Origin of the sequence: Anaerotignum sp. (assembly GCF_031981185.1) — a bacterium.
Taxonomy (GTDB): Bacteria; Bacillota; Clostridia; order Lachnospirales; family Anaerotignaceae; genus Chakrabartyella.
This window is the reverse complement of record NZ_DALYUL010000007.1, coordinates 92,986-116,304: the sequence shown is the minus strand read 5'-3', so window position 1 is coordinate 116,304 and position 23,319 is coordinate 92,986. Positions and strand designations below refer to the sequence as shown.

Sequence of the window (23,319 nt, the reverse complement as noted above, 5' to 3'; positions counted from 1 at the left end):
TGGCGAAAAGCACAGCGAGATTTACATACAGAAGTGGTTTATTGCCTTAACTTTCCTTAGACTGTGATGATGTTTTTTTCCACAAAAAAAGACCTAATCCCATAAAAAGGGACCAAGGTCGAATCGGCGGTGCCACCCTCATTGACGGAAAAATCCGTCCGCTTAAGTCTTGTTAACGCCAAGCTACGCCGCATTTTCCCTGCGGAACTCAGGAGGGGGGTTCAAAAAGGTTTGTCAAGGCTTGCATCAACCGCCTATTTTCTGTAGCCAAATGGACTTTTTTACTATTCTCTTTCACAGTTTTTATCAGTTATAATCATAAACCGAAAAGAAATGTTCTGTCAAGGGGATTCCCTTGAAATTTCCCATTTGCCCATAAATTATCGTATTCTTGCTTTATAATTGGGAAAATGCATATAGAAATTTGGGAACGCTTGTTGTATGATTAATTCATTAAAAATGTTATTCTACGTTTGGAGGGGATGTCCATGAAAAATATATTGCTTGTTATTGATATGCAAAAAGATTTTATTGATGGTTCTTTAGGAACAAAAGAAGCACAGAAAATTGTGGATTGCGTACTGAATAAAATTAGTGAGTATCCTAAGGAAAATATTATTGCCACGAGAGACACCCATGAAGAAAACTATCTGGAAACCCAAGAAGGCAAAAATTTACCGGTTGTTCATTGTGTGCGAGGCACAGAAGGATGGCAGTTGGATAAACGGATTGCAGAGGTTTTGGATGGAGTGCGGGTGATTGATAAGCCTACCTTTGGCTCTGTTGAACTGGCTGAGCTTTTATATCAGGAATCAAAAAATGAAGAAATAGAAGTTGAAATGGTGGGGCTTTGTACTGATATTTGTGTTGTGTCTAATGCGATTTTACTAAAAGCAAAAATGCCTGAAATGAAAATCTGCGTGGATTCTTCCTGCTGTGCAGGGGTGACACCTGAAACCCATCGGGCTGCACTGACAACCTTGGCTATGTGCCAAATTACTGTGAAATGAGGTGTTTTTTTGAGAGATGAACGTTTAGAAAAGCTGGCGGAAGTTTTGGTTGACTATTCCACCAAAGTAAAAGCTGGTGACCGTGTTGCGATATCGGGGGAAGAGGCGGCGTTACCCTTTGTGAAAGCAGTAACCCGCGCCGCTTTGAAAAAGGGTGCATTGATAGAATATCATATTGATATTCCTGAAGTGGACGCGGAAATCATTAAAAATGGTACCCAAGAGCAATATGCAAGAGAAAATATACGTTTTGGTGCATGCGCAAAAAGTGATGTATGGATTAGCGCCTGGGGCAGTGAAAACGTGAAGGTTTTCCAATCCGTTGATGGGGAAAGGCTGAAAAACCGACGTTTAGCCAACCGGGAAAATCGTAAGATTTATTCTGAGCGCATGGGAAATGGCTCCTTGCGTTGGTGCGGCACCCAATTCCCTACCAATGGAGATGCCCAAAATGCAGGTATGAGTTTAGATGAATACGAAGAGTTTGTTTACCGTGCCGGTTTTTTGTATGAAGAGGATCCTGTTGCCAAATGGGAAGAAATGGCGAAAATACAAGAACAATGGACAAACTATTTAAATGATAAAAAGGAACTGCACATTTTAACCAAAGATACAGATATTCGCGTTTCCATTGCAGGAAGGAAATGGATTAATTGTTGTGGGCAAGAAAACTTTCCCGATGGTGAGATATTTACTTCCCCAGTGGAAGATAGCATAAACGGACATATTACTTTTTCTTATCCTTCCATTATGAATGGGAATGAATTTGAAGAGGTATGCCTTACGGTTGAAAATGGGCGCATTATAGAAGCTACCTGTAAGAATAAAGCAAAAGAAAGACAGCTTTTATCTTTCATTGATACCGATGAGGGTTCTCGTTATTTTGGAGAGGTAGCTATTGGCACAAACTATGGCATACAACAGCATACAAAAAATATTTTGTTTGATGAGAAGATCGGCGGATCTATGCATATGGCCATTGGTGAGGCTTTCCACGAAGCCGGTGGTAAAAACGAATCAGCCATTCATTGGGATATGATTACAGATATGACCAAAGAAGGGAAGATTTATGCTGATGGAGTCCTTTTTTATGAAAATGGAAAGTTTAAGGACCAGCTTTTAGTAAAGTAATTTAATTCTCAAATACAGTTGAAAAGCTTTTTTTTGCATCTAAATTAAGTTGCAAAAGAAAGCTTTTTTTTGTTCGCTTTAGCTTGATAAAACCACCCGCTATGCAGGTGGTAGGAATGGTTTTTGCTTTAGCTGTAAGGCTTTTGTTTTTACGAGTAGTAATACTAAAATTTATAGCAAGTATAAAAAATTATTAAAACCGTTTTAACGGTAGCGGGGCGTATGATGCATAAGGAGTATTTTTTCAATACGCCCTCAGGCGTTGCAAGTAACAGCCCCTTATAGGGGCGGGACAAACCACCAGCTAAGCTGGTGGTCCTGATTTGGCTAGACAGGGATTCCAAAGTAGTGAAAATCATATTGAATTTTTTTGGAATTTACACTGGAAATAGGGAAAGAAATTCTGATTTTTGGGGCATGTCAAGGCCTTTCAGGTGAAATAAATTTCCAAGCTTCTCTTGAATGACCATGAGAAACGATGTATACTAAGCTTTGAGTTTAAAGCCTTTCTGAAAACTGTGTGAATTCCTGTCTTGGATTTTTCATGAATTTCTTCAATTCAATCAGATTCTTTCAACTGCATCTTTGCAAAGTTATGAAAGAGGTTTTCAGAAGCGTTTTCGTATTTTTATGGAGGGAGGGGTTATTGTGTGGGAAAAAATAAAAACCCACATCGTGAGTTGCAAATGCATTGCGGTTATTTTTGTGAAATGGGTGTTGATCGGGTGTGTTGTTGGAGGGATTGTCGGCATTATAGGTATCACATTCCACTGGTTACTGGAGGGCGTAACAGCTATTAGAATGGAAAACCCTAAGATATTGTGGGGACTGCCTTTTGCTGGACTTGTAATCATTGGTTTGTATCATTTGTTGGGAATAAAAAAAGACCGTGGCACAAATTTTATTTTGGTCGCTGTGAGGCAAAATGAAGCTGTTTCTATAAAAATGGCTCCATTGATTTTTTTTAGCACTATCATTACCCATCTTTTCGGAGGATCGGCGGGTAGAGAGGGGGCGGCACTTCAGCTTGGGGGGAGCATAGCCTCTTTTCTGGGACGAATTATTAAGCTAAACGAGAAGGACGAGCGAATTATCACCATGTGTGGTATGGCTGCTGGTTTTTCTTCCCTTTTTGGTACGCCTCTGACGGCAGTTATATTTTCTATGGAGGTAATTTCTGTTGGAATTATGCATTATTCCGCTATTGTTCCGGCTACGATTGCCGCATTTATTGCATCGGCGTTGGCTCAAAAATTAGGTTTCCTCCCGGTTGCATATACTTTACTTGGTGTTCCAGAAGGATTGAAGTTGAAATTAGCACTTTCTGTTGGAATTCTTGGCATATGTTGTGCATTGGCAAGTATGCTGTTTTGTATTGTGATGGATAAAACCTCCCACGCTTATAGGAAGTACATAGAAAATCCATATATAAGGGCATTCGTTGGCGGGGCTTTAATGCTAGGTTTTACGTTGCTCTTGGGGACTACAGACTACAATGGCGCAGGCATGGATATTATTCAGAAAGCAGTAAGCGGAGATGCAAGACCAGAAGCTTTTTTTCTAAAAATCTTGCTGACTGCAATTACATTAGGTGCAGGGTATAAAGGGGGCGAAATTGTTCCTACGTTTTTTATAGGCGCTACCCTTGGCTGCGTTTTAGGACCCCTATTGGGAATTTCTCCATCGTTTGCCGCTGGAATGGGTCTGACGGCTGTTTTTTGTGGTGTTACCAATTGCCCTATTGCATCGGTATTTCTTTGCATTGAGTTGTTCGGTGCAAAAGGCATCGTTTACTTTGCGCTCTGTTGTGGAATAAGCTATATGTTGTCCGGTTACTATGGGCTTTATAGTGAACAAAAAATTATGTATTCTAAAGTGAAGCCAGAATTTATTGATAGAAATGTAGCATAAATCCATTCAATTCATGAATATACGATGTTTATGCAAATAAATATGCATTTGCAATACTGTATTAATAGAAATTTATGTAATTCAAAAGTTCTTTCTTCACTTTGTTGGAGAGGTTTTAGTGACCTGATAAAGCAATATGCACAAAAACTTATTTTTAAAATTGATTTTATAGTGAAAAAATATCATTGTATTTTATGCAATTTTAGAGTATAATTTCTTAAGTAAAAATGAATATTTCTTTGTATGAATAGAAAAAGGAAAAATAGGAGGAAGGGTATTATGAAAAAGTTTTTGAAAGGTATTTTAGCAACAACAATGGTGTTTGCAATGACAGCTGCATTGGCGGGCTGTGGTGGATCTAAAGGTGCGGAGCAACCGGCGGGAGATAAAGATGCTGCAAATGGTGAGAAGGAAACCCTAATTATGGCTACTAATGCGGAGTTTCCTCCATATGAATACCATGAAGGTCAGAACATTGTTGGTATTGATGCAGAAATCGGTGCTGCGATTGCTGAAAAATTGGGCTACGATTTCCAGATCGACGATATGGCTTTTGATTCCATTATCCCAGCTGTTACAAGCGGCAAAGCAAGCTTTGGTATGGCGGGTATGACAGTAACACCTGATCGTCTTGAGAGTGTAGATTTTTCCGATTCTTATGCAACTGGCATTCAGGTTGTAATTGTTAAAGAGGATTCTGCAATTACATCCGTTGATGATTTGTTAGCAGCAGGTGCACAACATACCATTGGTGTTCAGACTGGTACAACCGGAGATATTTATGCATCCAGTGACATTGAAAAGAAAGATCTTGGCAAAATCGACCGTTATAATAAGGGTGCTGATGCCGTTCAGTCTTTGGTTACAGGCAAAATTGACTGTGTAATCATTGATAAAGAGCCTGCAAAAGCATTTGTTGCAGCAAATGAAGGATTGAAAATTCTTGACACAGAATACGCTGTGGAAGATTACGCAATCTGCTTCGCAAAGGACAGCGAATTGACTGAAAAAGTAAATGGCGCTTTGAAAGAGCTTGTTGCTGATGGTACAGTACAGAAGATTATTGATAAATATATCAAGGCTGAATAATTTATGATACGCTTGGATTGGGGTCAAGTATGGCCCCTGTCAGATTGTATGCAAAGTCATTTTTAAGCAGCGGAAGGACTTGAGGAACAAAATGCTTTGGGAATCGTAGGATTGTCTCCCAAAGTGAGTTTTCGGTCCTTCTTCTGCTTCTTTGAAAAAAGCTTAAAAATTTTGAGCTTTTTTCAAAGGATAATGACTTTGTTGACACATTCATAGGGGCGAATTTCGTCCCTATTTTGGTTTCTAAAGAGAAGGAGGGTTTCTATGGCTGAATGGCTGGGAAAAATGCAAGCCCAATTTGAATTGAATTTCATTACCGAAGACCGTTGGCGCTATATAACCGATGGTTTGGCTGTAACGCTTAAGGTAACTTTTTTTGCCGTAATTTTGGGTATTGTGATTGGTGTACTTATTGCAATTATACGTTCTACTTTTGATAAAAATAAAAAAGAAATGCGTCCCGGTTTTGGGAAATTCACCTTAAGTCTGCTAAATGCTTTGAGTGAGGTTTACCTCACGGTAATCCGCGGGACACCTGTTGTTGTACAGCTGATGATTATGTATTATATTATTTTTGCTTCTTCCAATAATAAAATATTGGTGGCAGTATTGGCGTTTGGTATCAACTCAGGTGCATATGTGGCGGAAATTGTGCGCAGTGGCATCATGTCTGTTGATTCTGGACAGTTTGAAGCTGGACGCAGCTTGGGTTTTAATTATTTTCAAACTATGCAGTATATTATTGTTCCACAGGCATTCAAAAATGTATTGCCCGCTTTGGCAAATGAGTTTATTGTATTATTAAAAGAGACTTCCGTTGCCGGATATGTTGCATTACAGGATGTTACCAAGGCAGGAGATATTATCAGAAGTAGAACTTTTTCTCCAATGATGCCTTTGATTGGCGTGGCCCTCATTTATTTGGTTATGGTCATGTTCTTTACGTGGCTGGTAGGCAAGCTTGAAAGGAGGCTGAGAAACAGTGAGCGCTAATACAACTTTGATTAAAGTAGAAAAAGTTCAGAAATACTATAACGGCGGAGCAATCAAAGCTTTGGACGGTATTAACACGGAGATAAAAAAAGGCGAGGTCGTTGTTGTAATCGGACCTTCTGGATCGGGAAAATCCACCTTTTTGCGTTGCCTAAATTTATTGGAAGTCCCCACTGGGGGAAGTATTTATTTTGAAGATGTAGATATTACGGATTCGAAAACTAACATTAACATTCATCGTCAGCGTATGGGTATGGTTTTTCAACATTTTAATCTGTTTCCCCATATGACGATTCTTAAAAATATGATTATTGCACCCATGAAACTGCAAAGAAAAAGCGAAGCGGAGGCTACAACCATTGCCATGGAGCTTCTGAAAAGAGTTGGGTTGGAAGATCGTGCCAATGCTTACCCCTCTCAGCTTTCTGGCGGACAAAAACAGCGCATTGCCATTGTACGAGCACTGTGTATGCAGCCGGAGGTTATGCTTTTTGATGAACCAACGTCGGCATTAGACCCTGAAATGGTTGGCGAAGTATTGGAAGTTATGAAACAACTGGCAAAGGATAATATGACCATGGTAGTTGTAACCCATGAAATGGGCTTTGCAAAGGAAGTTGGTACAAGGGTAATGTTTATGGCTGACGGAAAACAGGTGGAAGAGGGCTCACCCCAAGAAATTTTTGATAAACCCAAAAGTGAGCGATTGCAGGCTTTTCTTGCGAAAGTGCTATAAGCTAAAAAAGTTAATTTAAATGAAAACCCCGTTCGTTGCTTAAATTTTGCAGTGTGCGGGGTTTTATATTGAAATTTTTATTTTGGATGACGATTCATAGATTCATAAACTGAATTGTGGTATAATATCTATATCTTTTATTTGAGTATTTGTAGTGTATACTAATTCAAAAGAGGGCATGATAAATATGATTGTCTGTTTTGGTATACTTCCAAGGTTAAAAAGGGGGATAACAATGATTTTAGTGAATACAGATTATATTACCGGGAAAGAGTTTGATATGCTAGGGTTAGTGCAAGGTGCAACCATTCAGTCAAAGCATATTGGCAAGGACATTGGCGCCGGATTTAAAAGTCTTGTTGGTGGGGAGTTAGCGGGATATACAGAAATGATGATAGAAGCAAGAAATATTGCCACAGAGCGCATGATTCAAATGGCAGAAAAATTGGGGGCTGATGCTGTGATAAACGTGCGTTTCACAACAAGTGCTGTTACACCAGGGGCTGCCGAAGTTATGGCATACGGAACTGCCGTGAAATTTAGATAAAAAACGGGATAATCATGTTAATATTATTACTTGAAAGGGCGTTTCGCTGTGTTTATAACAATTGAAGAGGGAAATTATAAAATCTGCCCGTTCTTAGAAAAAAATCAAGGGAAAATTACAGAATTTTTATCCATATCCACCTATGAAGAAATGGAAGCTAGGGCAAATACTTGGGGTATTTCCATGAAAATTTTAGATGAAGCACGGCGCTTTGGCTATGCGAAATACGACTCCTTTGAAAACTTTGATTGCATTAGCCTTGAAATGCCAGATTTCGAAAAAGTAATGATTAGTTTTGGTAGTGTAATCATTTATTTGGAAAAAGGGCGTGCTTTTTTCTTTACTTCTCAAAAAGATCGTGTTTTGGATGTGTTGGAGGAAAGTGCAAAAAGTTTGGGGGAAAAAATTTCGCTAAACCGCATTATCTATCTATTCTTCGAGGCACAAACCAGAGAAGATTATCAGGTTTTTGATTCTCTGGAAAAAGAGATTATGGACTTGGAGCAAGCGTTAATAACCTCTCAAAAGCACAATTGTGTATCCGATATTATCAGCCTTAGAAAAAGGCTGATGTTTCTCAAGAGATATTACGAACAATATTTAAATGTTTTGGATATACTAGGAGAAAATGAAAATGGTATTTTTGATGGTAAAACTTTGCGTTCCTTCAAAATGCTGAATAGAAGAACCGAGAGAAGATTCCAAAGTGTGTTAAATCTACGAGATTCCGTTACGCAAGTGAGAGAATCTTATGAGGCTGAGGTGGATATCAGTTTAAACTCCACCATGAAGGTTTTTACCGTAGTAACAACTATCTTTCTGCCTTTGACCCTGATTGTAGGCTGGTATGGCATGAATTTTACTATGCCGGAGTATGATTGGAAGTACGGATACGCTACGGTTATTGTCATTTCCGTACTATTTATTATTGGAGGAATTTATTTTTTCAAGAAAAACAAATGGTTCTGAAATCAGATGTTTATGAAATTTGAAAAAGTAAATGAATTATCAAGGAGTTAAAAGTGTTGACAAGTTTGTTTTTGGTGCTATAATTAGAAGTGTATCAACTGAAGAACAGAAAGCGTTGATGAGGACAGTAGTCCTTTCAAAACGGCCAGAGAGGGACATCGGATTATTTGATAATCATGGGTGTAAATGTCCTACGTTTAGAAAGAGTACGAAAACCACCTCGGAGTGGCTCTAATAAAGCCCGTTGACTACGTTACAGTTATAAATGAGTGGTTTTTTAACAAAAAGGGTGGAACCGCGGGAGTATTATGCTCTCGTCCCTTTCCGAAAGGAAAGTGGACGAGAGCTTTTTTATTGCAGTCTACTTTCCGAAAAATCTTGTTTTATTTCGAGAAGGAGAGGAAAATTATGAAAATTACACTGAAAGATGGCGTTGTAAAAGAATTTGAACACGCAGTATCTGTACTGGATATTGCAAAAGCGATCAGCGAAGGCTTGGCAAGAAATGCATGTGCTGGTATTGTTGATGGAGAAGTAAAGGATTTACGTTTTGTTGTAGAGAAGGATGCAGAAGTAAGCATCTGTACTTTTGAAGATGAAGCTGGTAAAATGGCATTCCGCCATACAACATCCCACATTTTAGCACAGGCTGTAAAGAATCTTTACCCAGATACAAAGTTGGCGATTGGGCCTTCCATTGCAGACGGTTTCTACTATGATTTTGACAGGGAAAAAGCATTTACACCTGAGGAATTGGAAGAAATTGAAGCTGAGATGAAAAAAATTGTAAAGGCAGACTTGGCAATTGAGCGTTTTGAATTGCCTCGTGGAGAAGCTATTCAATATATGGAAGAAAGAAATGAGCCTTATAAGGTTGAACTGATTCAAGATTTACCTGAAGAAGCAATCATCTCTTTCTATAAGCAGGGCGATTTTACAGATTTGTGCGCAGGCCCTCATTTAATGAGCACAAAATATATTAAAGCAATTAAGCTGACCTCTGTGGCTGGTGCGTACTGGAGAGGCAATGAGAAGAACAAAATGCTTTCTCGTATTTACGGTACTTCTTACCCCAAGGCATCCGAATTGGAAGCATATTTGACAATGATGGAGGAAGCAAAAAAGCGTGACCATAGAAAGCTAGGCAAGGAGCTTAAGCTGTTCGCTCTTTTGGATGAAGGCCCCGGCTTCCCATTTTTCTTGCCTAAAGGCATGATTATTAAAAATACTTTGTTGGAATATTGGAGAGAGATTCATAAAGAGGCAGGTTATGTTGAAGTTTCAACACCTATTATTATGAATCAGCATTTGTGGGAAAACAGTGGTCATTGGGATCACTATAAGGATAATATGTATACCACAATGATTGACGAAATGAATTATTGTATTAAGCCTATGAACTGCCCTGGTGGTATGTTGGTTTATAAGCAAGATATGCATTCTTATAGAGAATTACCTATGCGTGTCGCAGAAATCGGTTTGGTTCACAGACACGAAAAATCTGGTGCACTTCACGGTTTGATGCGTGTACGTTGCTTCAACCAGGATGATGCGCACATCTTTATGACAGAAGAACAGATTAAAGATGAAATCAGCGGTGTTATCCGCTTGATTGATGGGGTATACCGTCAGTTTGGCTTTAATTATCATATTGAGCTTTCCACAAGACCTGAGAATAGCATGGGTTCTGACGAAGCTTGGGAATTGGCAACAGAAGGCCTAAGAAGCGCTTTGGACGAAAATGGAATCTCTTATATCGTAAATGAAGGTGATGGTGCTTTCTACGGCCCTAAAATTGATTTCCATCTGGAAGATTCCATCGGTAGAACATGGCAGTGTGGCACAATCCAGCTGGATATGCAAATGCCTGAACGTTTTGATTTGGAATATATGGCAGCTGACGGCAGCAAAAAGCGCCCTGTTATGATTCACCGTGTTGCTTTTGGCTCTATCGAACGCTTTATTGGTATTTTGATTGAGCATTTTGCAGGGCAATTCCCTACATGGCTTTCTCCTGTTCAGGTAAAGGTTCTGCCTATTTCCGAAAAGTTTGCCGATTATGCAAAGCAGGTGGCTGATACACTAGATGCAGAAGGTATCCGCGTTGAAACTGACTATCGTGCAGAAAAAATTGGTTACAAAATTAGAGAGGCAAGAAATGAAAGAGTACCTTATATTATCGTTGTGGGTGAAAAGGATGTGGAAGCAAACAAAGTTTCCCTGCGCTCCAGAAAGAATGGCGATGAAGGACAGGTAGATTTGATAGATGTTATCACAAGAGTGAAAGATGAAATTAAATCAAGAAGTATGAACTAATCTGTTTTCGGGTGCAGATCAAGGTATCTGCACCCATATTAAATATTTTTTCGAAAAACTATTGACGTGGCTGTCAATTAATGCTATACTTCTATGGTAATAAAGAAGAAGTTCCGCTTCTCACCTTATGGCATGGGCTTATAAGGTTAATACACGATTTTTAAAGCAGGGCTTTACTCTGTTTTTATGTGTGCGGCGGGTTTCTTCCGGCGCATTTTTTTTGCGCACTTGCGGATAACGGTACAATAATTTGGGAGGTGCTTTGCTATTACAGAATTAATGATCAACGAGCAAATCAGAGACAAGGAAATTAGATTGATTGGTGAAGATGGGGAACAGTTGGGAATCGTGCCTTCTAGGGATGCACAGAAATTAGCAGATGAAAAGAAGCTGGATCTGGTTAAGATTGCACCGACTGCGAAGCCTCCGGTTTGTCGCATCATGGACTATGGAAAATATAAATTCGATCAGGCTAAGAAGGAAAAAGAAGCCAGAAAGAAACAAAAGACTGTAGACGTGAAAGAACTTCGTTTGTCTCCTGGTATCGATACTCATGACGTTCAGGTAAAGGTGAAAAAAGCGAATGAATTCCTGAAGGATGGGGATAAGGTAAAAGTAAGTATTCGTTTTAGAGGACGCGAAATTGGTCATTCCAAGGCGGGTATGGTCATTCTTGAGAACTTTGCAAACGAAACTGCAGAGTTTGGTGTGGTTGAAAAAGAACCCAAGATGGAAGGTAGAAGCTTAGTTATGTTCCTTGCACCAAAGAGCTGATCCGCAGGATGGAAGAAAGCAATAAGACATAAGCAGCAGATATATCTGCTAGGATTATTTTAGGAGGTTTTAACATTATGCCTAAGTTGAAAACAAAAAAAGCAGCAGCGAAGAGATTCAGAATTACTGGCACAGGTCAGCTGAAAAGACAGAAATCCAATACACAGCATATTCTTGGCAAAAAGTCCAGAAAGAGAAAAAGAAACTTGAGACACGCTACTACTGTTGATAAAACTGTATTGAACAGCATCAAAAAGAGACTGTTACCATACGCATAATTTCGAGTATATTTTTAGGAGGACTTTACCATGGCAAGAGTGAAAGGCGCGTTAAACGCGAGAAAAAGACATAAAAAAGTATTGAAGCTGGCTAGAGGCTATCGTGGCGCTAGAAGCAAGCAGTACAGAGTTGCAAAACAGTCTGTAATGAAAGCTATGGCATTCGCATTTGCCGGCAGAAAACAGACAAAAAGAGAATACAGAAGCCTTTGGATCACAAGAATCAATGCAGCAGCAAGATTAAATGATATTTCTTACAGCAAGCTGATTCATGGTTTAAAAATGGCTGACGTTAACATCAACAGAAAGATGTTGGCTGACTTAGCTGTTTCTGATCCTGCTGCATTCACTACTTTAGTAGCTACAGCAAAAGCAAAACTGTAATTCATAATTGAGAAACCGACCTTTTGTTTTGCGCAAAAGGTCTTTTTTCATTCATAAAGACGCTGCTAAGGCTGAAGGAGGAGGGATAACACTGCTATGGAAATTGTCTTGACAAAAGCTTTCGGGTTTTTGTTTATGATTGGCGTGGGATTTGGGCTAAAACGGGGTGGGTTATTCTCTCAAAAGGATACCGACCTCTTATCTAGGTTGGTTATGAAAATTACCTTGCCAATGGTAATTGTAAGTAATTTTAGAACCCTTAGCTTGGATGTATCCTTACTAATGGATATCTCCTTGGGCTTCATGACAAATCTTTTGGCCATTAGCCTGGTGCTGCTTCTTACCCGAAAAAAGCGACCCCCAGAGCGGGCGTTTTTCATCATCAATGCCTCTGGCTATAACATTGGCCTTTGTACTTTGCCCTTTATGCAGAGCTTTTTTGCCCCAGATGCTGTGGCTGTGGTTTGTATGTTTGATGTGGGTAATGCTATTATGGTTTTTGGCATTACATTTACCATTGCCACCTTTATCGTGAAAGGAAAAGGGAATGTCAGTGTGAAAGAAATACTAAAAACCCTATTTTCATCTATGCCCTTCGTTGCATATCTGGTTATGATTTTATTATGCAGCTTAAAAATTCAACTACCCAATATTGTATTTGATCTTGCAACCATGATGGGGCAGGCAAATACATTCTTGGCAATGATATTAATTGGAATCATGTTTGAACCTAAAATGAAAAAAAGTGTTTTGAAGGATATGGGGAGTGTTTTTGTATTTAGGATTGGAATCGCATGCGTATTTTCCTATTTAATTTATCATTACTTACCAGGGCCGCTACTACATAGACAAATACTTTCCATTGTTGTTTTTTCGCCTATTTTAAGTATTGCACCGATTTATACAGAACGCTGTGGTTATGATCGTTCGGCGGCTGCCGTTTTGAATTCCTTGATGCTCCCATTTAGTTTGATTTTAATGACTATTTTGCTGATTGTTTTAAAACTGTACTAGAAATTATTTAACAATATAATATTATAATTATAAAGAAAGATTTAATAATATTAGAATACATAGAAATAATTCTTATTTCTTTGAGTTTATAAAAATAGTATGGTATAATTGCTATGAAATACGAAAAGATTGCAATCATTTTGCTGGTTTTGAATTAAACATTATTGGGTTTATGTTGCAGTGCAGGGAGAATATGAAACAGAGAGGAAGATTTTCATGATTGGAGAAAAAATAAAGGCTGCAAGAGTGGAAAAGGGCATCACCGCAAAGGATTTAGCTGAAAAAGCTGAGGTGACCCCAGGATATATTTCACAAATTGAACGTAATTTAATCAGTCCATCTTTGTCTGTTTTAATGCGTATTGCAGAGGCGATTGAAATTCCTTTGGTTTCCCTTTTTTCCCAAGAAGAACAAGAGCAGGTTACAGTAATTACCAGAGATAATCGTACAAAAATTCAGTTTGCTGATATTAATATGGAATATCAGTTTGTAACACCCTACAGTAGAAGTAAGAATGCTTGTACGAAGATGGAAATGCTATGCTTCAAATTAGGCCCTAAAAGCTGGGGTAGCACCATGGTGCAGTATCACCAGGAAGCTGCCGAGTGTACTTTGGTATTAAAAGGAACTTTGGAATATCATATTGGTGATAATGTATATATCTTAAATGAAGGGGATAGCATCTATGTCCCCCAGCAAACGTATCATCAGTTGTATAATCCTGGTGATGAAGACGTAGAGGCGGTTGCAGTTATTTCACCGGCTTTATATTAAATAAATTTCACCATGAAATTATTAATAAAAGAGCTTCGCGGATTTCCAGCGAGTGAATCGTTTAGAATATATTATCTCATGGTATGTAAGAGAATACAAAAATAATGATAAGAGCTTTTCTTTTTGCATAAAAATGCATAAAAGACAGGTTCTTTTTTTTATGTAGTTTAAAAAAACAGACAATAAAATAAGCTTACCCCAAATTTATTTATTCTAAAGATATAAAATTTAAAAATACTAAAATATATTTAATATTTCGTTGACATTTAAATATATTAAATATATAATCCTATTAAACTAAATTTAGTATAATTAACTACAAAAGAGAACATTGAAAGCATGGTGTAAAAAGGAGGAATCATATGAGTATTTTATCATCAAAGAAGTTTCAAAAGTATTTTGTACCCGGCATCGTTTTTCAATCTTGCGTAATAGCCGGAGGTTACGGAACAGGCAGAGAACTGGTTGAATATTTTATGGGCTACGGTCCTTTGGGTGGTTTTTTGGGTATGACCATTATATCCCTACTCACATGGTCCATTGTTTGTGCCGTTTCCTTTGCTTTTGCACGAAAGTTTCAAAAATACGACTATAAAAATTTTATGAAAAAACTCATGGGGCCGGGCTGGATGGTCTTTGAGGTTGCATACATAATTTTCATTTTAATCGTTTTAGCAGTTGTTTCTGCTTCTGCAGGATCAATCTTGCATGAGCTTTTTGGATTAAACAAATGGTTTGGCATTATCGGTATGTCTGCTGCTGTTTTTTTGTTGGTAATGAATGGTTCAGAAGCCATTGAAAAGGTCCTCTCTTTATGGTCCTTTGTCCTTTACGGTGTTTATATTCTGTTTTTGGTATTGGTAATTTCCAGATATAGCTCAGATATCGGAAACAATTTTGCTACGGTTCCCGTTAGTGGTAATTGGGCGTTAGGGGGTTTTCAATATGCATTTTACAATTTAGCAATCATTATTGCAGTGCTTTATACCATTCGGCATTCAGACAATTCAAAAGAGGCGTTTACCTCTGGACTGATTGCAGGTGTAATTGGTATATTACCGGGTATTATCTTATTCGTGGCAATGGCAGGTTTTTATCCTGCAATTATTGATCAGGAACTCCCCGTGGATTATATTTTAACCCAAATGAATATGCCTTGGTTGCGTTACATGTTCCAAATTGTATTATTTGGCACCCTGATTGAAACAGGCTCAGGCTTAATATACTCAATCACAGACCGTATTGCTGAAGGTTACAAAAGCAATAGACAGGAGGTACCTGTTTGGATGACACCAGTGGTTGCCATAATTCTTTTGGTAGTAACAACCTTTATTTCTTCTTATGGACTCATCAACTTAATTGCAAAGGGATATGGAACTTTGGCGTGGGTATTCTTCTTTGTATATGTGGTTCCAATTATGACCCTGGGTATATATAAGCTGATGAAAAGGAACTGAAGAAAGATCTATATAGAAGAGATGGGGAGTTGAAAAAAATGACTTTAATAACAAAAAAAAGTGTTGCTTGGATAGAGCGTGACGAAAAAGTAATTGCACCATGTCAGCATTTTTCGTATTTTCCACTGACAATACACAAGGTTGTGGGTGATACTATTTTTGACCAAGATGATAATCGGTTTATCGATTTTTTAAGTAGCGCATCGTCTTTAAATCTAGGCAGTGGTTTTCCTGCTGTTACAGAAGCAATCAAAGAGCAGTTGGAATTGTATAGTCAGTACACACCTGCCTATATTTTTAACACAAAAAATATTAGCTATGCAGAGCGATTAACTTCTGTTTACCCCGGAGGAGTTTCTGCAAAGGTTTGCTTTGGCAATTGTGGTTCCGATGCCAACGACGCCGCAATTAAATTTGCCAGGGCATACACCGGAAGAAGTAAGATTATTACTTTTATTAATGGGTATCATGGCAGTACATACGGTTCTATTTCCTTAAGTGCAGTTACAACGAGAATGCGTTCCAAAATGGGGCCGTTTCTTCCGGACATTTATAATTTCCCTTTTTACGGGGATGATTTGGAAGATGAAGTTTGTGAAAGGGAATGTTTAAAAGAGATAGAAAGGGCATTTGAGGCATATTTGCCTCCAGAAGAGGTTGCGGCGGTTATTATTGAACCCCTTCAAGGGGATGCTGGATTAATTGCAGCACATAAAATCTTTATGAGCAAATTATACGCCCTTTGCAAAAAGCATGGAATTCTTTTTATCACAGAAGAGGTACAGCAGGCCTTTTTCAGAACAGGTAAATGGTTTTCTATTGAACATTACGATATTGTACCCGATGGCATTGTAATGGGAAAATCTTTGGGTGCAGGGCTTCCATTAGGGGCTTTTATGGCAAAGAAAGAAATTATGGATTCTTTACCGGCTCCAGCACATTTGTTTACTTTAGGTGGCCACGCTCTAGCTTGTGCTGCTGGTTGCGCTGCATTTGATTATATGCAAGGAGAAGAATTTCAAAATATGTTAGCTGAAAACGAAAAAGCCATGGAATTTCATATAAACCGCGTCATGGAAAAATTCCCCCGCGTGGTAACAAAGAAAAGTGGAAAGGGCATGTCCAGAGGTTTAGCTTTAACTAGAATGGATCCCGAAATGGGTAACCTTATTCCTGATGAGGTGGGAACCTACAAGGTTTTGTTCCGTTCCTATGAAAAAGGCTTGGTTATCATTTCTCTTGGGAAAAATGTATTGCGAATTCAACCCCCTCTAAATATTCAGCCCGAAAATTTAAAGCGAGGCTTTGAAATTATTGAGGAGTCGATACAGGAATATCTTGATGGAAAAATTTCTGATGATGTTTTGAAATACAAAAAAGGTTGGTAATGGAAATAAGTATTAAATAAAGCAAAGACTAAAGAGAATGAAAAACACCCCCATCAAATATTTCGTCGGGGGTGTTTTTTTATTGTTCGCTTTAGCTTGATAAAACCACCCGCTATGCAGGTGGTAGGAATGGTTTTTGCTTTAGCTGTAAGGCTTTTGTTTTTACGAGTAGTAATACTAAAATTTATAGCAAGTATAAAAAATTATTAAAACCGTTTTAACGGTAGCGGGGCGTATGATGCATAAGGAGTATTTTTTCAATACGCCCTCAGGCGTTGCAAGTAACAGCCCCTTATAGGGGCGGGACAAACCACCAGCTAAGCTGGTGGTCCTGATTTAATGTTCAAGTCTGGTTATAAGTATTAAGACATCATCTCACTACCTACGGTATAAGACCACTTTTCATTCTCTTTTTTAGCCGTACAATTTTCAAAACCATATGCGCCTAAAGAGGAGCGCCATTTTTGAACAGAAAATGTAAACATATTTTTTTCTGCTTTAGTCGATTTCAAATTTATCAATATTCCGTTCTCCATATTGGCAAATTTCGTATCTTTTTCTACCACAATTAAATTTTCTGCAAGCAAATCATCATAGGTCGCAAATCTGGTAACAATCTGGGTTTCGTTCCAGAGTAAATAGAGCAGGGCGTTTTTCTCGCTGTCGGTAAGGTTTTCGTCTTCTGTTAAATCTAGGGCAATTAGATTAATGTCACTGTTTAGCCCGGCATCTCCCTGATATAAATCTAAAAGAATATTGTTATAGAGACCCACGAAGTCCTCGCCTTTTTCGGTGAAAATCACATAATCAGGGTTTGCAATAATTTCAGGATAAATGTCCAAAACCATACCGTCAAATCCAATTTCCACCATATCCCCCGGCTCTACTTGGGTGATATCTCCTATAAATGTGCTAGTAGAAACTTGACAGATATCCTTTTCTTCTGTAACTGCTACAAGAAGCATATCCTTTTCCATTTTGATAATTTTCCCATGCAGCGTTTGTGCTGACTTTTCTGTCGGTTTTTCATTGGTAGTAGCAGTGTTGGGTTTTTCAACGGTTTTTGTTGACGGTACATCAGCACATCCACCATAGAAAATCAAACTGCAAAGAAATGTAAATAGGTAAAAACTCTTTTTCATCATCTCATCTCCTTTATCGTCCTAATAATTTGACGATAAAAGAAAGGAAATGTTTCCATAATAAACAGTTTTTTTCTTGTGGTAAAGTAAATCCCATTAAAATCCTATTATAGGCCTTTTTCCAGTTTCACAAAAGCTTCTAAAGCAACTAAAATTTCATTTTTTTCTCCTTGCATGGATAGGGATTCTCCATCAACATAATTTACAATACTATCTAGGGTATCTCCTTGGTATTCTACAACATTATTTAAAATAGAAGCAGTTTTCACTCCTCGTAAATGGCCGATGGTAAAGACTGCCGCTGTTTCCATATCGCATCCAAGAACGCCTTTTTTTGACCAAAAGGCATCGATTGCATCCTCGTCATCGGTATAAAAGCTATCGTGGCTTCTTGCAATACCAGTATGATAGGAAATATTTTTTTCTTTCGCAGACTCAACGCAAGCAAATAACAGTTTTGAATCTGGCACGGCAGGGAACATGGCGTCAACATAGGTTTTTGATGCTCCATCGTCACGCACAGCGCCACTAACCAGAATAATATCACCCATTTTCACTTTAGGCTGTAAACTGCCACAACTACCAATACGAATCATGGCTTCCACACCTATATTGTGCAGTTCTTCAACGGCAATCCCGGCAGAGGCACCACCAATCCCTGTTGAAATGGCTAAAATTTTAATACCTTTATAGGTTCCAATTAAGCTTCTGTATTCTCGGTTAAACTTTAATTCTACAACATTTTCTAGAAATGGAGAAATTCTATCTAATCTGGCGGGATCCCCGGGAAGTAAAGCATATTTCACTTCAAGGGTTTCATCTAGCTGAATATGGGGCTGTACATTTGGCATATTTGTTCCTCCTTTGTGTCCTTTTGTATAATTTACCTTAATTTTTGAAAAAATGCAATGTTTGCAGTCTAATAATTTGAATCTATTAGAATAATATGTTAAAATCATTGAAATGGAGAAACACAGTTGTGTGTTTTGGGGAGGGTAAAATGGTTTATTTTATATTTTTAATTTTGGCCGGTATTTTTCAAGGCTTTATGGTATCACTAAATGGGCAGTTAGGTAATTATTATAGCCTTTTTGGTGTTTGTTTTTTTGTCCATGTTATAGCGGCATTACTTCTTTTCTTATATATTAAGCTTAAGGAAAAAACACCGATTACTTTTGGTGGAGTGCCCAAATACGTATATGCAGTGGGCTTTATGGGTGTCACATTGGTAGCCAGCAGCAGCTGGTGCATTTTGCACATTGGTGCAACCCAGTTGTTAAGCCTATCTATCATCGGACAAATGATTTCTTCAGCACTGGTTGACCATTATGGATGGTTTAATGCTATGAAAAAGCCGTTTCGTCTCAAACAGGTGCCTTGCTATTTATTGGTGTTGGCAGGGGTTTTGATCGTTGTGTACGCTTAGGGAGGAAAAAAATGATATACTATATAGCGGCGATTGCCAACGGATTTTTATCCGTAATTAATAAGATGGTAAATGTAAAAGCGGGGGAATGTTTGGGTACAGCGAGAGGCGCATTAATTAATTACATTGAAGCCTCTGTCATTGCTTTTTGCCTTGTTTATATCACAGGAAAGGGTGGAGAGTTTCAACTTTCCTTTATAAAGGAGGTTCCTCTGCTTTTTTATTTAGGAAGCGTTTGTGGTTTGGTAGCCATGATTTTTTTAATCATTGGCACGAAAAACACAGGGGCTATGACATCAACGGTACTGATGCTTTTTGGGCAGTTAAGTGCTTCCATTGTTTTAGATTACGTATTTTTTGGAACCTTTCGTCCCGTTCAAATCTTGGGTATTTTTATGATTTTAAGCGGAATTGCCTGGAAAGAAAAGCTTCGTGAATTAGAATTGAGAAAGGCTGTTTTAATGACTACTGAGGAGGAAACAGAATGAAAATACTGAATTTTGGTTCTTTGAATATGGATTACGTTTATGGTGTGGATCACTTTGTTGAACCCGGTGAAACGATGTCATCTAACGGGCTATTTATCAACTGTGGAGGAAAAGGCCTAAATCAGTCTATCGCAGCGGCGAAAGCAGGAAATTTAGTTTATCATGCAGGTTTTGTGGGCAAGGGAGGCGAGGCACTAGCATCGAAGCTTAGTGAAAATCATGTGGATATCTCTTTGCTCAGGGAGACAACAGAAAACTGCGGACATGCCATCATTCAGGTAGATGCACATGGACAAAATTGCATTTTGCTTTATGGGGGTACAAATCAGCTTTATACCAAAGAATATATCAATGAAACATTAGACAAATTTGGAAACGAAGGTTTGGTGCTGCTGCAGAACGAAACAAATTTGGTGGATTATATGATTGAGGAATCACATAAAAGGGGTTTAAAAGTTGCATTTAATGCAGCGCCCATGAATGGAAAGGTTTTAGAGTATCCATTGGAGCTTTTAGAGTGGTTGATTGTGAATGAGGTTGAAGGAAGACAGATTGCAAAATGCGAAAAAGATGAAGAGATTCTACCTGTTTTAAAACAGAAATATCCCAAGGGTAATATCCTTCTTACACTGGGAAGCAGAGGTGCCATTTGTTATTCTAAAGGGGAGACCTTTAAAATCGGATGCCATCAAGTTGAGGTTGTGGACACCACTGCGGCAGGGGATACCTTTAGCGGTTATTTCTTATACGGCATACTGAATGGAGAATCTATCCCGGATTCCTTATTGTTGGCCACAACGGCAAGTGCGCTCGCCATTGGCAAAAAAGGTGCGTCCGATTCTGTTCCCATAAAAGAAGAGGTTGACCATGTTTTGAAGACAAATAAATTTGGCTCTTTAGCCATAGAAAAAATAGATTAAAGGAGCGTGTTTTCTTTGGAGAAAGTATTATTTGTAAATTGCTGCATTCGCAGAGATGCATCTCGAACCAAAAAACTAGCGGATTTATTTCTAAAGGAATTGGACAAAAAAGGTACATATGAAATAGAGGAGCTTTGCTTGATGGATGAAGCACTAATCAATATGACCGAAGGCTATTTTCACCAAAGAGATGCATTGCTAGCGGATAAGGATTTTTCCCATCCTCGTTTTCACTATGCCCATGCATTTGCCCAGGCTGACAAAATCGTGGTGGCAGCGCCTTTTTGGGACTTAAGCTTTCCTGCTCTGCTGAAAACATATATTGAAAATTTGTGTGTGGAAGGCATCACATTTGGCTGCAATGAGCAGGGATGTGTTGGAACTTGTAAGGCCGATCACATGGTTTATGTTACCACGAGAGGTGGTTTTTATCAGGATTCTCCTATGGAAATGGGTTCAAGATATATGGAAGCAATGAGCCGGTTTTTTGGAATTGAAAAATATGATTGTATTTTTGCGGAAGGTTTGGATATGGGCCTTCGTCCTGTTGAGGTTATCATTAAGGAAGCTGCAGAAAAAGGGAAAGAGATTGCAAACACATTTTAATAGAAAATAAAGAGCTTAAAGTTCAAAGTTATAGTGATTTTAAAATAGGATTACTACTAAAAAAGGGTCTACGATCTAGAATTGGGGGCTGAAGATGGGGGAAACGATGAAAGCAGTTGTATACAAGGGAAATGGCATTGTGTGCTTGGAAGATAGACCAATTCCGGTGATTGAAAAAGAGACAGATGCCATTGTAAGAGTAACTAGATCCACAATTTGCTCCAGCGACTTACATATTAAGCATGGAGCTGTGCCCAGAGCAAAAGAAAATATAGTTTTGGGACATGAATTTGTAGGGGAAATTGTTGAGGTTGGCAGAAAGGTGAAGAACTTTTTTGTTGGTGACCGGGTTTCTGTTAATGTGGAAACCTTTTGCGGTGAGTGTTTTTTCTGCAAACAAGGCTATGTAAATAATTGTATCCATGGAGGTTGGGAGCTGGGGTGCCGAATTGATGGGGGACAGGCAGAATATGCTCGTATTCCCATGGCGGATCAAGGCTTAACGAAAATTCCCGATGATGTATCTGATGAAGAGGCATTATTTAATGGGGACATTTTGGCTACAGGTTATTGGGCTGCAAGCATTGGAGAGATAAAACCTGCGGATACCGTGGTTGTTTTGGGAGCTGGGCCTACAGGCTTATGTACTTTAATGAGTATAAAGCTCTATAGTCCTGCCACCGTCATTGTTGTGGATACCAGCACAGACAGATTAAATTTGGCAAAAGAACAAGGTTTGGCGGATGTTTGCTTAAACCCTTTGGAAGTAGATATAGAAGAAGAAATTTTAAAGCTGACACAAGGCAGAGGTGCTGACCGTGTGTTTGAGGTGGCTGGTGGAGAGAACACCTTTCAACTGGCATGGAAGGTAGCAAGACCAAACGCCATTGTGGTTTTAGTGGCTCTCTATGAAAAGGAACAAACCTTGCCGTTGCATCAAATGTATGGTAAAAACCTAGTGTTTAAAACAGGTGGGGTGGATGCCAATAGCTGTGAAGCCATAATGAAAATGGTGGAATGCAAAAAGATTGACACTAGCTGCCTGATCACCCATAGAGGGCCTTTAAATGATGTGATGGAGGGATATCGCATTTTTGAAAATAGATTGGATGGCTGTATCAAATGGGTCATTACGCCATTTGAACATAGTTGAAGGAAGATTTACAAAACATCAAAGCACCAAGTTTTTAAGCTTGTGAAACCATCGCTAATACAAAGCAGACATCTATTTGGTGTCTGCTTTTAAGCATATGAATGGAACAAAAGTCTAAGAAAGGAGGAAAGTATGAGATTTTTTCACATAGGAGACTTACATTTAGGAAAGCGAATCTACGATTTTTCTATGATTGATGACCAAAAATATATCCTTATTCAAATTTTAGAAAAGGCCGTAGAGGAGAAAATAGACGGCATATTTATTTCTGGGGATGTTTATGATAAGGGCGTTCCTCCGGTGGAGGCTGTGCGGCTGTTAGATTGGTTTCTGACAGAGCTATCTAAACTTAAGATTGCAATTTTTATGATTGCAGGAAATCATGATTCTGCCCATCGTCTGGATTTTGGCAGCCGACTATTTCAAGAAAATCAAATTCATATTTGTGGATGCTATGAAGGTGCTTTAAAATCTGTTGTATTGGAGGATGAATATGGAGAAATGGAAGTGTTTTTACTTCCTTTTATCAAGCCCGCATTAGTAAGTCCTTATTATGAAGAGGAGATTCCCTCCTATCAGAGAGCTATGGAGCTTGTTTTGCAAGGGAACCCGGCTAAGAAAGAGGGAAGAAACATTTTATTGGCTCATCAGTTCGTGACTTGGCGCGGAGAAGCAGAGAGAAGTGATTCGGAAACCAGTTCTTTAGGCGGTGTAGATGAAATAGATGCAAGTGCTTTTTTTGCATTTGATTATGTTGCTTTGGGGCATTTGCACCGACCACAAAAGATCGGTAGAGAAACCATTCGTTATGCG

General features: G+C 38.6%; 24 protein-coding genes and 2 other annotated features. Of the genes, 22 read left to right on the top strand and 2 right to left on the bottom strand.

Annotated elements, in window-relative coordinates; translation table 11 throughout:
* Window positions 1-104 precede the first annotated feature (104 nt).
* Window positions 105-307, bottom strand: a binding site (T-box leader).
* A gap of 181 nt (window positions 308-488) precedes the next feature.
* The 16 genes from RTK36_RS05780 (at window position 489) to RTK36_RS05705 (ending at window position 16,771) form a co-directional block, all read left to right on the top strand.
* Window positions 489-1,010 (top strand): cysteine hydrolase family protein, encoded by a 522-nt coding sequence (locus RTK36_RS05780; protein WP_312045168.1) that lies wholly within the window; start codon window positions 489-491, stop codon window positions 1,008-1,010.
* A gap of 9 nt (window positions 1,011-1,019) precedes the next feature.
* Window positions 1,020-2,141, top strand: coding sequence for an aminopeptidase (locus RTK36_RS05775; protein WP_312045167.1), 1,122 nt, complete (start codon window positions 1,020-1,022; stop codon window positions 2,139-2,141).
* Between the two features lie 648 nt (window positions 2,142-2,789).
* Window positions 2,790-4,052: a chloride channel protein gene (locus tag RTK36_RS05770; RefSeq protein ID WP_312045166.1), complete on the top strand. Its 1,263-nt coding sequence runs from the start codon at window positions 2,790-2,792 to the stop codon at window positions 4,050-4,052.
* A gap of 279 nt (window positions 4,053-4,331) precedes the next feature.
* Complete coding sequence (locus RTK36_RS05765; RefSeq protein ID WP_312045165.1) at window positions 4,332-5,141, top strand: transporter substrate-binding domain-containing protein; 810 nt, start codon at window positions 4,332-4,334, stop codon at window positions 5,139-5,141.
* 264 nt (window positions 5,142-5,405) lie between these two features.
* Window positions 5,406-6,134, top strand: coding sequence for an amino acid ABC transporter permease (locus tag RTK36_RS05760; RefSeq protein ID WP_312045164.1), 729 nt, complete (start codon window positions 5,406-5,408; stop codon window positions 6,132-6,134).
* Entirely contained in the window at window positions 6,124-6,870 is a 747-nt protein-coding gene (locus tag RTK36_RS05755; RefSeq protein WP_312045163.1) for an amino acid ABC transporter ATP-binding protein, read from the top strand. Before RTK36_RS05760 ends, RTK36_RS05755 begins: the two co-directional genes overlap by 11 nt.
* 235 nt (window positions 6,871-7,105) lie before the next feature.
* The gene (locus tag RTK36_RS05750) at window positions 7,106-7,417 is read left to right on the top strand and encodes a YbjQ family protein (RefSeq protein WP_312045162.1); all 312 of its coding nucleotides are present in this window, start codon (window positions 7,106-7,108) and stop codon (window positions 7,415-7,417) included.
* Between the two features lie 48 nt (window positions 7,418-7,465).
* A complete protein-coding gene (locus RTK36_RS05745) occupies window positions 7,466-8,386 on the top strand; it encodes a magnesium transporter CorA family protein (protein WP_312045161.1) in 921 nt (306 codons plus the stop codon).
* Between the two features lie 408 nt (window positions 8,387-8,794).
* A complete protein-coding gene (gene thrS, locus RTK36_RS05740) occupies window positions 8,795-10,702 on the top strand; it encodes a threonine--tRNA ligase (RefSeq protein WP_312045160.1) in 1,908 nt (635 codons plus the stop codon).
* 96 nt (window positions 10,703-10,798) lie between these two features.
* Window positions 10,799-10,929: a sequence feature (ribosomal protein L20 leader region), on the top strand.
* A gap of 52 nt (window positions 10,930-10,981) precedes the next feature.
* Window positions 10,982-11,476 (top strand): translation initiation factor IF-3, encoded by a 495-nt coding sequence (infC, locus tag RTK36_RS05735; protein WP_312045159.1) that lies wholly within the window; start codon window positions 10,982-10,984, stop codon window positions 11,474-11,476.
* A 77-nt stretch (window positions 11,477-11,553) separates the two neighbouring features.
* Window positions 11,554-11,754: a 50S ribosomal protein L35 gene (gene rpmI, locus RTK36_RS05730; protein WP_066049731.1), complete on the top strand. Its 201-nt coding sequence runs from the start codon at window positions 11,554-11,556 to the stop codon at window positions 11,752-11,754.
* A 30-nt stretch (window positions 11,755-11,784) separates the two neighbouring features.
* Window positions 11,785-12,138, top strand: coding sequence for a 50S ribosomal protein L20 (rplT, locus tag RTK36_RS05725; protein WP_256149828.1), 354 nt, complete (start codon window positions 11,785-11,787; stop codon window positions 12,136-12,138).
* 96 nt (window positions 12,139-12,234) lie between these two features.
* A complete protein-coding gene (locus tag RTK36_RS05720) occupies window positions 12,235-13,152 on the top strand; it encodes an AEC family transporter (RefSeq protein WP_312045158.1) in 918 nt (305 codons plus the stop codon).
* A gap of 216 nt (window positions 13,153-13,368) precedes the next feature.
* Window positions 13,369-13,926: an XRE family transcriptional regulator gene (locus RTK36_RS05715; RefSeq protein ID WP_312045157.1), complete on the top strand. Its 558-nt coding sequence runs from the start codon at window positions 13,369-13,371 to the stop codon at window positions 13,924-13,926.
* Window positions 13,927-14,288: 362 nt separating this feature from the next.
* Window positions 14,289-15,383: a YkvI family membrane protein gene (locus tag RTK36_RS05710; RefSeq protein WP_312045156.1), complete on the top strand. Its 1,095-nt coding sequence runs from the start codon at window positions 14,289-14,291 to the stop codon at window positions 15,381-15,383.
* Window positions 15,384-15,421: 38 nt separating this feature from the next.
* Window positions 15,422-16,771, top strand: a complete 1,350-nt coding sequence (locus RTK36_RS05705; RefSeq protein ID WP_312045155.1) for an aminotransferase class III-fold pyridoxal phosphate-dependent enzyme — start codon at window positions 15,422-15,424, stop codon at window positions 16,769-16,771.
* Between the two features lie 362 nt (window positions 16,772-17,133).
* Here the strand turns inward: RTK36_RS05705 and RTK36_RS05700 are convergent, their stop codons facing one another.
* A complete protein-coding gene (locus RTK36_RS05700) occupies window positions 17,134-17,913 on the bottom strand; it encodes a hypothetical protein (protein ID WP_312045154.1) in 780 nt (259 codons plus the stop codon).
* 107 nt (window positions 17,914-18,020) lie between these two features.
* Window positions 18,021-18,764, bottom strand: coding sequence for a nucleoside phosphorylase (locus RTK36_RS05695; protein WP_312045153.1), 744 nt, complete (start codon window positions 18,762-18,764; stop codon window positions 18,021-18,023).
* A 149-nt stretch (window positions 18,765-18,913) separates the two neighbouring features.
* On the opposite strand from RTK36_RS05695, the gene RTK36_RS05690 reads away from it, so the two are divergent.
* From RTK36_RS05690 to RTK36_RS05665, 6 genes are all read left to right on the top strand, one after another.
* Window positions 18,914-19,339, top strand: a complete 426-nt coding sequence (locus RTK36_RS05690; RefSeq protein ID WP_312045152.1) for a DMT family transporter — start codon at window positions 18,914-18,916, stop codon at window positions 19,337-19,339.
* An 11-nt stretch (window positions 19,340-19,350) separates the two neighbouring features.
* Window positions 19,351-19,827 (top strand): DMT family transporter, encoded by a 477-nt coding sequence (locus tag RTK36_RS05685; protein WP_312045151.1) that lies wholly within the window; start codon window positions 19,351-19,353, stop codon window positions 19,825-19,827.
* Entirely contained in the window at window positions 19,824-20,747 is a 924-nt protein-coding gene (locus RTK36_RS05680) for a ribokinase (protein WP_312045150.1), read from the top strand. The genes RTK36_RS05685 and RTK36_RS05680 overlap by 4 nt, the downstream gene beginning before the upstream one ends.
* Window positions 20,748-20,762: 15 nt before the next feature.
* Complete coding sequence (locus RTK36_RS05675) at window positions 20,763-21,353, top strand: NAD(P)H-dependent oxidoreductase (RefSeq protein ID WP_312045149.1); 591 nt, start codon at window positions 20,763-20,765, stop codon at window positions 21,351-21,353.
* Window positions 21,354-21,459: 106 nt separating this feature from the next.
* Window positions 21,460-22,506 carry an alcohol dehydrogenase gene (locus RTK36_RS05670; RefSeq protein ID WP_331654969.1) on the top strand — a complete coding sequence of 349 codons (1,047 nt, stop codon included), beginning with the start codon at window positions 21,460-21,462 and terminating at the stop codon, window positions 22,504-22,506.
* A gap of 132 nt (window positions 22,507-22,638) precedes the next feature.
* Window positions 22,639-23,319, top strand: a 681-nt coding sequence (locus RTK36_RS05665; protein WP_312045147.1) for a metallophosphoesterase family protein, incomplete at its 3' end; no start/stop codon positions are given.